The sequence below is a fragment of the Pedobacter sp. AC379 genome (assembly GCF_979258145.1).
On sequence record NZ_OZ409839.1, the window covers coordinates 5,667,785 to 5,679,382 of the forward strand.

The 11,598-nt window shown below is 36.5% G+C and carries 9 protein-coding genes; 3 read left to right on the plus strand and 6 right to left on the minus strand.

Annotated elements, in window-relative coordinates; all coding sequences use genetic code 11:
- Nucleotides 1-116: 116 nt before the first annotated feature.
- On the plus strand, nucleotides 117-2,003 hold the full coding sequence (gene htpG / locus ACZZZW_RS24395; RefSeq protein WP_200912244.1) for a molecular chaperone HtpG: 1,887 nt from the start codon (nucleotides 117-119) through the stop codon (nucleotides 2,001-2,003).
- A 145-nt stretch (nucleotides 2,004-2,148) separates the two neighbouring features.
- Here the strand turns inward: htpG and ACZZZW_RS24400 are convergent, their stop codons facing one another.
- Both ACZZZW_RS24400 and ACZZZW_RS24405 read right to left on the minus strand, forming a co-directional pair.
- Entirely contained in the window at nucleotides 2,149-2,643 is a 495-nt protein-coding gene (locus tag ACZZZW_RS24400) for a type I restriction enzyme HsdR N-terminal domain-containing protein (protein WP_055903247.1), read from the minus strand.
- A 19-nt stretch (nucleotides 2,644-2,662) separates the two neighbouring features.
- A complete protein-coding gene (locus ACZZZW_RS24405; protein ID WP_055903248.1) occupies nucleotides 2,663-3,037 on the minus strand; it encodes a hypothetical protein in 375 nt (124 codons plus the stop codon).
- 348 nt (nucleotides 3,038-3,385) lie between these two features.
- On the opposite strand from ACZZZW_RS24405, the gene ACZZZW_RS24410 reads away from it, so the two are divergent.
- Nucleotides 3,386-4,129 (plus strand): LytR/AlgR family response regulator transcription factor, encoded by a 744-nt coding sequence (locus ACZZZW_RS24410; protein WP_055903249.1) that lies wholly within the window; start codon nucleotides 3,386-3,388, stop codon nucleotides 4,127-4,129.
- Between the two features lie 5 nt (nucleotides 4,130-4,134).
- On the opposite strand, the gene ACZZZW_RS24415 is transcribed toward ACZZZW_RS24410, so the two are convergent.
- Nucleotides 4,135-4,281 carry a hypothetical protein gene (locus ACZZZW_RS24415; RefSeq protein ID WP_157255315.1) on the minus strand — a complete coding sequence of 49 codons (147 nt, stop codon included), beginning with the start codon at nucleotides 4,279-4,281 and terminating at the stop codon, nucleotides 4,135-4,137.
- A 159-nt stretch (nucleotides 4,282-4,440) separates the two neighbouring features.
- On the opposite strand from ACZZZW_RS24415, the gene ACZZZW_RS24420 reads away from it, so the two are divergent.
- Nucleotides 4,441-5,541: a sensor histidine kinase gene (locus ACZZZW_RS24420; RefSeq protein ID WP_162235771.1), complete on the plus strand. Its 1,101-nt coding sequence runs from the start codon at nucleotides 4,441-4,443 to the stop codon at nucleotides 5,539-5,541.
- On the opposite strand, the gene ACZZZW_RS24425 is transcribed toward ACZZZW_RS24420, so the two are convergent.
- From ACZZZW_RS24425 to ACZZZW_RS24435, 3 genes are all read right to left on the minus strand, one after another.
- Complete coding sequence (locus tag ACZZZW_RS24425) at nucleotides 5,538-8,336, minus strand: lantibiotic dehydratase (protein ID WP_463497360.1); 2,799 nt, start codon at nucleotides 8,334-8,336, stop codon at nucleotides 5,538-5,540. The genes ACZZZW_RS24420 and ACZZZW_RS24425 overlap by 4 nt on opposite strands.
- 162 nt (nucleotides 8,337-8,498) lie before the next feature.
- Nucleotides 8,499-10,499 carry an OmpA family protein gene (locus tag ACZZZW_RS24430; protein WP_463497363.1) on the minus strand — a complete coding sequence of 667 codons (2,001 nt, stop codon included), beginning with the start codon at nucleotides 10,497-10,499 and terminating at the stop codon, nucleotides 8,499-8,501.
- A gap of 70 nt (nucleotides 10,500-10,569) precedes the next feature.
- Nucleotides 10,570-11,571 carry a PorP/SprF family type IX secretion system membrane protein gene (locus ACZZZW_RS24435; protein WP_055903253.1) on the minus strand — a complete coding sequence of 334 codons (1,002 nt, stop codon included), beginning with the start codon at nucleotides 11,569-11,571 and terminating at the stop codon, nucleotides 10,570-10,572.
- Nucleotides 11,572-11,598 lie beyond the last annotated feature (27 nt).

Here is an 11,598-nt window from a genome sequence, read left to right on the forward strand (position 1 = left end):
TGCTTTCTAGCTACAGTATCAAAAGATGACGAACCCTGCGGCTGTCATTTTGGCAAACAAATCCTTTTGGAACAACCCTTGATATGCAGCATATAGATTAAACAATTTATTTACATATGAGCATACAGGAAAAAGGAAATATTTCGATACATACCGAGAATATTTTCCCGATAATTAAGAAGTTTTTATACTCTGATAACGAAATTTTTCTTCGTGAGTTGGTTTCTAACGCAGTAGATGCAGTTCAGAAAATTAAAAGACTAGGTTCATTAGGTCAGTTTAACGGAGAAGTTGGCCAACCATTGGTACAAGTTGCCGTTGATAAAGACGCAAAAACCATTACCATTAGTGATAACGGTTTGGGAATGACTGCCGAGGAGATTAAGAAATACATCAACCAGGTTGCATTTTCTGGCGCAAGTGAGTTTGTTGAGAAATTTAAAGATGCTAAAGATGCCAACGAAATCATCGGTAAATTCGGTTTAGGTTTTTACTCTGCTTTTATGGTGGCCGATTTAGTAGAAATTCAAACTTTATCTTACCAGGATGGTGCAGAACCTGCACGTTGGGTTTGCGATGGCAGTACAGAATTCGAAATTACCGAAGGCACTAAAACTACCCGAGGTACCGATATTATCCTTCACGTGAACAAAGATTCTGAAGAATTTTTAGCAGAAAGCAAACTTCAGGAAATATTAGATAAATACGCTAAATTTTTACCTGTTCCAATTAAATTTGGCACTAAAACAGAATCTGTTGAAGATGGTGTTGATGAAGAAGGTAAAGCTAAATTTAGTGATGTAGAAGTTGATAACATCATCAATACCACTAACCCAATCTGGACCAAAGCTCCTGCAGATTTGTCAGACGAGGATTATTTAAGTTTTTACCGTGAGTTGTATCCATTTAGCGAAGAACCTTTGTTTTGGATTCATTTAAATGTTGATTATCCTTTTAATTTAACGGGCGTATTGTATTTCCCTAAGTTGAAAAACGACTTTGAAATGCAGCGTAATAAAATCAAATTATATTCACGCCAGGTATTTATTACCGATGAGGTTAAAGATATTGTACCAGAATTCTTGATGCTTTTACATGGTGTAATCGATTCACCTGATATTCCTTTAAACGTATCGCGTAGTTTCCTACAGGCTGATAGCAATGTTAAAAAAATCAATAACTACATCACTAAAAAGGTTGCTGATAAATTAGCGGAGTTATTTGCGAAAGACCGTAAAGCATACGAAGATAAATGGAAAGACATTGGTTTATTTGTAAAATACGGAATGATTAGTGAGGAGAAATTTTACGATAAAGCAAAAGATTTTGCTTTGGTTGGAAACACTAAAAACGAGCTTTTCACTTTACCAGAGTATAAAGAGAAGGTTACTGCATTACAAACAGATAAAAACGGCTCAGTAGTTTATCTGTACACTAACGATGCTGCTAAACAAGATGCGTTTATCCAATCGGCCAACAAAAAAGATTACGATGTTTTAGTATTGGATTCGCCAATTGATAATCACTTTATTAATCAATTGGAGCAAAAACTAGAAAAAACATCAATTAAACGTGTTGATTCGAGCGTTGCAGATAAACTGATTGAAAAAGATGAGCAAAACGAGCATGTTTTAACTGAAGATCAGGTGAAGGAAGTAACTGCAATTTTCGAAAAAGCCATTACCAAACCAGGTATGCAGGTAGAAATTGTAGCTTTACACCCTGAAGAATTGCCTGTTACCATTACCATGGATGAGTTTATGCGCCGCATGAAAGATATGGCTGCAATGGGTGGTGGTATGGGCTTTTATGGGCAAATGCCAGACAGCTACAAGGTTGCCATTAACGGAAACCACAAGTTGATCACCAAGATTTTGGCATCTGATGAGGCTGAGCAAAGTACACTGGCTAAACAAGCGGTAGATTTAGCACTATTGGCACAAGGAATGTTAACAGGAGCTGAATTAACAGCCTTTGTAAGCAGAAGTGTAGCACTTATTTAAGCAATATTATATCATTACAATAAAGGGAGAAACCAATGCGGTTTCTCCCTTTTGTTTTTAAGGCCGGACATAAAAAAAGTCCCGATTGGATCGGAACTTTTAGGTAAGAATTTTCGGGAACTCTTAGATTAAAATTAATATATTTTTAGCTTGCTAATGGCGTTTGTTTCTGATCTACGTTAAAATAATCTTTATGTTCTTCGATCATTTTAGCAATTGTAGCAGCTTTGGTATCCGTTATTTTAAATTCGAACAAAGGCTCTTGATTTTTCTTTGATCTCACCATTTTCTCTGTGTAAAAGCGGTAAACAAGGCCATTTGTTAATAAACCGTATTTAGCTTTTGTTTTACGGAAATACTTAGATAAACGTGAATCATGGATATCTAAATTTTCGTTGTGGTGTTTGCATTCAACTAAAATTGTTGGCTCACCATCTTTCATAATGGTGTAATCTACTTTTTTACTTTTTTTAACTCCAAAATCTAATACAGCTTCAGATTGAACTTCAGATGCATCGAATCCTAAAATTTGGATAAAAGGCATTACGAGTGCATTCCTTGTCAGATCTTCAGATTGAACCTGTGGAAGCATTTTCTTGATTCTTACGGCAAATTGCCCGATTTCGTCTTTTAATTCCATGATATATCTTTATAGATGGTTAGTTTTTTAAGTTATATTGATTGAATACAGAATTTGCTGTAGTGATAATCCTGTCTAAACTTTGTTTATCAAAAAAGTTCCTGTTTAACATATCCACCATGTAAGTCAATTTGTTGATATCTGTTGAATTCATGGTAAAATGAAAGCTTTTTAAACCGTCTTTAATGGCTTGCTGAACAAAATTGCGAACAACTAAAAAAGATTTTCTGAAGGCATAATCACCATCAAGTTTTCCTTTAACCAATGCAGGTAGATCAAGATTGCTATATTCATTTTGCATTCTCTGGTACATATCTGCGTTGATTCCGTTATTTTTAAGAATCCCTTTGTAGTAGATTTTATTTAGCAAGTATTCGTATTCGTTGTGTTTCATTTTGGCGGTAGATAGATGTAGGGAATATTTTTCTTCTTCTTTTTTAATTCTTTAAGTTTTATTAAAATCTAAAACCCAGTGTTGTATGGCCTGTTTTTATTTTCTTATCCACAGGCTACACAATATTGGGCAGGTAGATGTTTATTTGTTTTTGGCAAACAGTTTAAAGATTAGAAAAAGAAGTTTACTGGGTAAGTTTTTTACATCAACCCTATAGAATATTACACGAAACCCATCAGTTTATTAGACGAAAACAGAATGAAGATTTTTTTAGGCCCAATTGCTAAATCAATTCATTTTTATTTAACTTGCATTCAAATCAAATAAAACAAACATATTTAAATAATCATGAATCTAAAATGCGTTGTTATCGACGACGAGCAACATGCAATTGAGGTGTTAACTGACCACATTGCGGAAATGCCTGGGCTAACAATTTTTAAGACCTTTACCAGCCCCGTACAGGCACTTACTGAAATAAGCACTGATGATGAGATTGATTTATTGTTTATGGATATCGACATGCCCGGAATCAATGGATTGGAGCTTGCCAAAAATATCAGGGAAAAAGCAAAGTATTTAATTTTCACCACCGCACATCCTGATTATGCTTTACAGGCATTTGATGTTCAATCGGATCAGTACCTGCTTAAACCAATTTCTTTCGCAAAATTTGCGCTTGGTATAGACAGGATCCTGAAGAAAGAAGCGAATAGCGCCAAGCCTTCTTCAAAAGAACCGGATCAGGTGGCTGCACTTTATATTAAAGGCGATCACAAATATGCTTTTTCCAATATTGCGATTGATGAGATACTGTATATTAAGGCCTTACAAAACTATATACAGATCATTACCAAATCCGAAACGCATACTACTTATCTTACACTCAAGGAGATCGAAAAAGCCTTAGAAAACCATGCTTTTATAAGGGTTAACAAATCGAACATCGTTGCTAAATCGGCCATTAAAAAGGTAGATGGAAATATTATCCGCCTTGTAAATAATGAAATGATTCAGATTGGCGAAGGGTATAAAGAAACTTTCTTCGCTTATGTGCAGAATAGTTTATTGAAATCTAACAGAAATCAATAGCAATATTAAACTGCAAAAATCCAGGTAGCGTTAGTTACTACAGTTTGACTTTGATCACCAGTTGGGTGTGTTGAATAGTTGTTTTGAGATTTAATGTTTTTATAAACGAAAACAGTTTTTTTAGCAAGTTTAGTTGTGTTTTGAGCTTTCATGATATAATGTTTTTAAGTATGTATTTTATTGTTGTTATTAATTTCTGTAAAGGTGCAACTCAAAACACAACGCAACTAGTTTTTTACACAAAACCCTCGATTTAGAAGACAAAAACCCTAATTTAATAGATAAAAAGCAATAAAATGATCTTTTTTTACTTGAAAAAATTCCTTCAAAAATATAAACTCCATCTCTTTATTTGGAGTATTTATATCATTTATGAGGTATTTGTACTTGGTTTGGTATCGAGATTATTCAGGCCACCGGGTGTTTATCTCCTTATTTACTTAAGCAATATTACAGTATTTTATACTCATGCTTTTTTTCTAAATAAACTGTTAAGTAATAAAAATTTAAAGTTAATACCAGTAAAAATTTCGTTACTCATAATTCTGAATATTGGTGCGTATACTTTTTTTAATTACTATTCCGGATTGGTATTTATAGAATTAGATTTTATCAAGATAAGTGGACCTGTTTCATTCAACCGAGATTTTTTCCTAACCAGTGTTTATCGTTCTTTATACTACATCGGTTTTGCCACGGGTTATGTATACATTAAGAAATCTTTCCAGGATCAAAAGAAAGTTGAAGCATTGGAAAGACAGAACCTGGTTACCCAGATTGAGAAGCAGGCTTTGGAAAACGATCTGGTTCAATCGCAAAATAATTACCTCCGAAGCCAGATTAACCCCCATTTCCTGTTTAATACCTTAAATTTTATTTATAACGATGCCCGCAAAAAGGCGCCAATGGCTGCTGATGCGATTATGAACCTGGCTGAAATGATGCGCTATGCATTAAAACGACCGGAGGCATCAGAAATGGTTCCCATCAGTGAAGAAATTGAGCAGATAGAACATTTAATTAACCTGCATAAGCTCAGAACAGCAAATACGATTAATCTGGAACTTGAGGTAATAGGAGATTTATTCGGATTAAGGTTTCCGCCGCTTATTTTGTTAACGCTGGTAGAAAACATATTTAAACATGGTAACGTTTCGCACTCTACCCAGCCTGCACTTATCAAAATTACTTATCAAAACGATCACCTCAATATCACAACCATAAATATGATCAATGATAATAAAGGTAAGCAAAGCGAAAGTCACCATGTAGGTATAGAAAACATTGCGAAGCGCCTGAGCAATTTTTATGGCAAAGATTATCTGTTCAAGTATGATAAAGATCCTCTGAACAGGTACATTACCGAAATTTCGGTTGATATTGTTAATCCACTGGCCAGGCTAAACCGTTAAGCACCGATTGCATTTCTGCGTTGAAAATCTTTTAGCAAAAAGTAATACATTACCATTTCATGTGTACGCGGATCTTTATTAAAAAGCCTGTTTACATGCATGTGCATTAAATCGCCAAATAATTTAACCATTTTTTCAGTTTTAACCTGTTTGAGGCAATTGATGAATGAAGCAGCAAATACTTCAAATTTTTGTTGTTGTGTGGCTGTAAACGCTAAAATCTCAGCTTTCCTGAATTCCTGATAATAGCTGTTTAACTGTTTAAAATCTGCTGCTTCCAAACGATGTTCATGGTTAAAAGAATCTGAAAATAACCTGATCATTTTGCCTGCCGCCTGCTGATCAAAAACTTTTGACTGAACAATGTTTGCTACCAGATCTGAACAGTATTTATACTTGTTAAAATCATCAGGTTGAGTTTCGAAAAGAGATAACACAAATTCACTGTCAGCAGTAAAATGCTGTTCAACATTTTCTATCATGTTACTGCCATAACGTTCAAGCTCGCGTTTATAGCTTTTTATCTGCACATCTGATATCAAACCGGCATTTAAAAACGGAGCCAGATCATCCATTAAGCCGGAGGTTAATATTTGTGCATTGCGGTAATCATTTAGCAATACCCTAAACCGGATATGGTTTCCATTTTCATTGTAACGGATAAAAAACCATTTTTTAATCTGGGCAGCATGTTTTGCCAAATAAGGGTTGATGATAGTGGCCAGAATTTGATCGGATCTTTGTTGGTGACAATAAATTTCGAAGTAAAGCCATTCTTTTCCTGGAGGAAAATAACGCGTAATAGTGCTATGATCTGAAGGATTGGGTAAGCCGCCATAAATCTGCTCCTGATGGGCGATGCATAAAACGAACTGGGCCAGATAAGGCTTTGCGCCTTCATCAACCACAACATTGTTTTGAGGCAGGTAAAATTCTTCAATGTAAATGCTGGTTTGTTTTTGCATATATTGAAGAAAAGCGTTGATATCATCATCACGCTGCAAGGCAAAGCATAGGGTTTGATCGGATAAACCGGCTTTAAAATAATCGCTCACCCCTAAATTCTGAAGGTATTTACGGCAAAGCTCGATGGATAGGTATTTTTGATCTTTTCCTAAAAGTGCTTCTTTTTTAATGCGCCATTTGCTCCTGCTTAAAACAATATTATGGTATTGCAGGCGTGGATAATAATCCAGATCAGGAAAGAGGCTTTCGAGCGGTAATGATAAACTGGTTATTACACCCTGGTGCTGCAAATCGCATAAAAGCCTGAATACTGATAAATCAGAGCGGGAGTAATTATATGCCGAAGCCATTCTGGGTACCAAACGTTTATTAAGGGATTTGGAACGAAGAATTACCTCAGTACCGATAACTGAAACCTGAATATCGTTTAAAGCGAGCGGTTGGGCTGAAGTATCAAAATTCAGGATGGATAACTGATGATTGTAGATCAATTTCCGTCGGTTAACATTATCCACATTGGCTTCTACCATGTAGGCCACATCGAAAAACAATACATCAGGGTTTGCATCCTGTTCGGCATTGGCAACGCTTTTCGCATAATCTTCAACAGCATCGTTAGCCATGGTAAACCTTCCTGTTAATGCATTGGCAGTGGCTCCACCAATCTGTTCTGCAAAAATCAGATCGTCGTGCACAGCCATTATCATACTGGTCGAATTGGGTAAAGACCGTGGTTTTTCGTTTAAATGAAGTTTGAGTTTATTTAGAAATACCGGTTTACCTTTTTCGAAATTTTGGTTTAATGTATTTTTTAATGTGGATTTAATCCGCTCGTTATCAGCATCAGTTTTGGCTGTTTTATTCGTTAATTTAGCAATAAAATTATCGTGCTGCCCACCCTGCTCCAGTTCATCATAACCAATCCCCAATTCAGGATCAAGGGCCAGCAGTAATGGTACTTCCTGATCTTCGAATTTCTTTTTAAACCTGCTAGTAAACTGCTTAAGTGCTTCGCGATCGTTAGCCGGTAAAATCCCTTGCAGCGTTTTAACCAATCCGGGAACAGCATATAGTAAACTTTCATCAACATTTCCAGACAGAACTTTTCGCTGCGCAATCAAATATTGTGGTAACGCTGCTGTAACGGGCATTCCTAAGCGTTCGAAATAGTCTTTTCCGATAATATTTGGGTCATAATTGGTAAAAAGGAGTTGCAAATCGTGCATATCCTGAAGCAGGCCAAAGAGGCTTTCTACTTCATCGGCTTTTATATCAAGAGCTTTAATAAGGTCGTTAGCGCGAACAGGCTTTAAACAGGCTAATAATATTTGTTTTACAAAGCTGTTATCATCCAGTTCTGCTAATTCGAAAACACCATCGGTGCAGGCAATGTAACGAATACTGCCTGGTATGAAATAGTAGCTGCTATTGCTAAATAACTGGCAGTTCTTTGCAAGCAAATCGGCTATGGGTAATTGGATGTTATTTTTGTACGGCCAATCAACCAGTTCACATATTTTTTGATCTTCTTCAATTACAATATTGCTTGCTGATGGTTTTATCGCATTGTTTAATAAACTAAAACCAGCAAATGTGCCATAGGGTGTTGAACGGAATTTTGCGCGGTTAAAATATTTCCAGATGGTAAAGTAAACCTTTGGTGAAAGACTTTTTAATTCATCGGCCTTAACCTCTTTTATGGTTTCGTAAAAAGCTGTAGAAGATATAGATATGGCTGCTTTTAGTTCTTCCCAGCAATCTTCGAGTTCAGATTGATAGGAAAATTTGGGTGTTCTAAAAATTACAGTCGGTTGGATATTAATCTTCATTGCGTTTTAATGGTGGTGAAAATTACAAAGATTAATTCAAAAACTGCTTATCAGTTTGTTTTTGCCAACACCAACGGTCAATATTAGCAAGGCTGCTGCACGAACAAACAAAAAAGCCATCTTCCTTAACAGAGATGGCTTAATGAAAATGTTAATTGTATGCTATTTTTTGGTTACTTTAAATTCTGTTCTTCTGTTTTTGGCTCTGCCTTCAGGATTATCTTTTTTCTTGCGTTTAACCACAATTTCATTTGGCGCAATCGGCATCGATTCTCCATAACCTTTCGAAGTCATTCTTGCTGCGGCTATCCCTTTACTTTCCAAGTAATCAGTACAAGATTTTGCCCTTCTGTTTGATAGATCGAGGTTGTATTCATCTGTGCCAATATTATCGGTATGAGAGCCTAACTCGATTTCCATTTCGGGATTATCTTCCATAATCGGAATCAGGAAGTCTAACACTTTTTTAGATGGCTCGGTTAACTCTGCACTGTTAAATTCGTAATATACGTTATCCAAAGCGATTGGAATACCCAATTTAAACGGACTTAAGCAGTAGTCTTTATAAATTAATGTATCTGCCTTTGCAAGTTCTTCGTAAGGATAGTTTTTAGTAATTGCAAAGTAGTTATCTTTTGCAAAAAGCAATTTAACTGGCCTTTTAGAATCAACTTTAAACTTGTAAATACCATCGGTACCTGTAGTTAATTTTTGAGCACCTTCTGCATTTGTTAGCGTTACGTTTGCACCTGCTAAAGGTAATTTTGTTTTACAGTCGGTTAAAATACCTGCAATAGAGAAGAATTCTTTCTTCACCTCAAAAACTTCTAAACAGCATGATGATTCGCGATCTGAACTGATGTATCCTTTTGTTCCTTTTTCATCTGTTGCAGTGAAATAAAGATCATCTTTTGATGAATTGAACGGATAACCCAGGTTTTTTGGTGTAGTCCAATCTACCAGATCTCCTTCAGATTCGAAAAAATCCAAACCTCCAAAGCCAATGCGGCCATCGGTGCTGAACAATAATTTTTTGGTTAATGGGTTGTAATATGGCGCGCGCTCATCATCTTCGCTATTGATGGTTGGCCCCATGTTTACGGCCTGACCTAAAGATCCGTCTTCGCGGACAGCACAATACCAAAGATCGTATTTGCCATAACCACCACTTCTATCTGATGAGAAAAGCAGGAATTTACCATCACTGGTTACAAAAGGTTGCGATGAATTAAAATCTTTACTGTTTACCTGTAAACCTGCCGGAAGCGGATCTGCCCATTTATCGCCTGTTTTTTTCGAACTGTAAATGGTATATTTTTCTTTGTCTCTCCAACCTGTAAAATAGATTGTATTTCCATCAGGGGTAAAAGTAGCTGCAGCCACCTCTATATTTTTAGGCAAGTTGATATCGATCTTTCTTACTGCAATATCGGCAGCAGTTAATTCGCCTTTGGCTGCATAAATATTGTTGATGAAGGGATTTGTTTTGGTTGATACCTGAATTTCTCCTGCATCTGTTTTAACCATATCTTTTTTGCTACCCACTGCAACGGGACGGGATGAAGTAAAATACAATTCGTTATTGATTTTAACCGGTGCGTAGTTAGAGCCTAAACCATTTACATTGCCAGGCACTTTTTTAATCTGCACCATACGTGGAAAACGCATTTCTTCTATCGCGAACTTGCATGATTCTACTTCCTTTTTAGCTTCTTTAGCCAAAGCATCGCCCGGATTTTTTTGAATATACTCCTGAAAAGCATCTATGGCGAGGTTAAACTTTTTGTTTGCCCTTAAGCTTTCGGCATAATAAAATAATGCCTTTTTAAAACGGGTATTGGTAAAGGTGATTGCTATGGCATAATATTTTTCGGCCTCATTAAATTCTCTGTACAACCTGCTCGATTCTGCAAGGTTAAAAATCGATCCTTCATAATCTTCCACCACTTTATCATCAGTAGCTGATTTTCTTTCCTTACCATAAGGCAAAATGGCCTGGGTACTATCGCCAGTAATTTTTAAGGCTTTTTTATAAAAGGTAGATGCCGCATAATAGTCCTTATTTTCGAAATAAGTATCTGCAACTTTTTTATAATTTACCACGTACTGTGCGTTTGCAAAACCGCCGAATGCCACTAACAAAAAGAGTAATATTTTTTTCATCTTTCTAAACTTGTTTTCAATGGTGATGAAACTATTATGGTTTTAAATCATAATAGTTTCATTTGAATAATTATAATCGTGGACAAAAGAAGTTTGGACCAATGATACCGTTTCGGCCAATTAACGAGATGGAAAGCTCCAAACCACCGTTACTGTTTGAGGCACGGTTAAAAGTTGAGGTATTTACATCATAACTTAAGCCGAAAACCATGTTTTTTAGCTGTAAGCCAACAAATGCAATTGCGGCATCTTTATTCCGGTAGTTACCACCAAACAAAATATTTGCTGATGGATTAACATTAAGCTGTGCGTAAGCACCCAACGAAACTTCGTTTGTATTACCCTGGTACATAAACAAGGCATTGGGAACAATATCCAACAACTCCGAAGCTTTGATTCTTGCGCCACCATGTGCAGTATAACGAACCGGAATACGTGAATTTGAGCCTGAGAAACGATCCATTGGGCGGGTTAAGTGTGCTGCACTTGCGCCTAAGAAAACGTTTACACTTTTGTTCGGGTTACCATCAAAAAACATTATACCAGCGTTTACATCCGGTACAAGCGATGATTGGGAAGAAAGTGTTTCGCCACTCATCATACCGCCATCATAACCCGAAATCGGATTAAACTGGTTGCCAAATCTGGCTTGAGAGAAATCGAAACTGCGGTTAATTACGCCTGCCTGCAAGCCGAAACTTACCATTTGCAAACCTTCGGCACCAAACCTTAAACGGTACGAACCCGATACCAGTGCAGAGAGGTAGTTAAAATCAAGCTCCCCTGCCCTTTGGTTTAAAATGGTAGCACCAAAAGCGAAGTTCTTTTTTGGTGCCATATCAAAAGAGGCACCTCCGGTTAAAAAGGAACTGTTTAAAGCACTCCATTGTTGTTTAAAGTTCACCGTTGCACGGTAATCGCCATCTATAACCCCTGTTAATGCCGGGTTAAGGTATAACGGATTTGCATAGTATTGTGAAAAATGCGGATCAGTTTGCGCAAAGGACTTAGCAGTACACAGCAGTAATCCCAGCACTGCAACATATATTTTTAAAGCCGATAGTATTTTCATGGTCTTTGATTTTATCTGTTTATTATT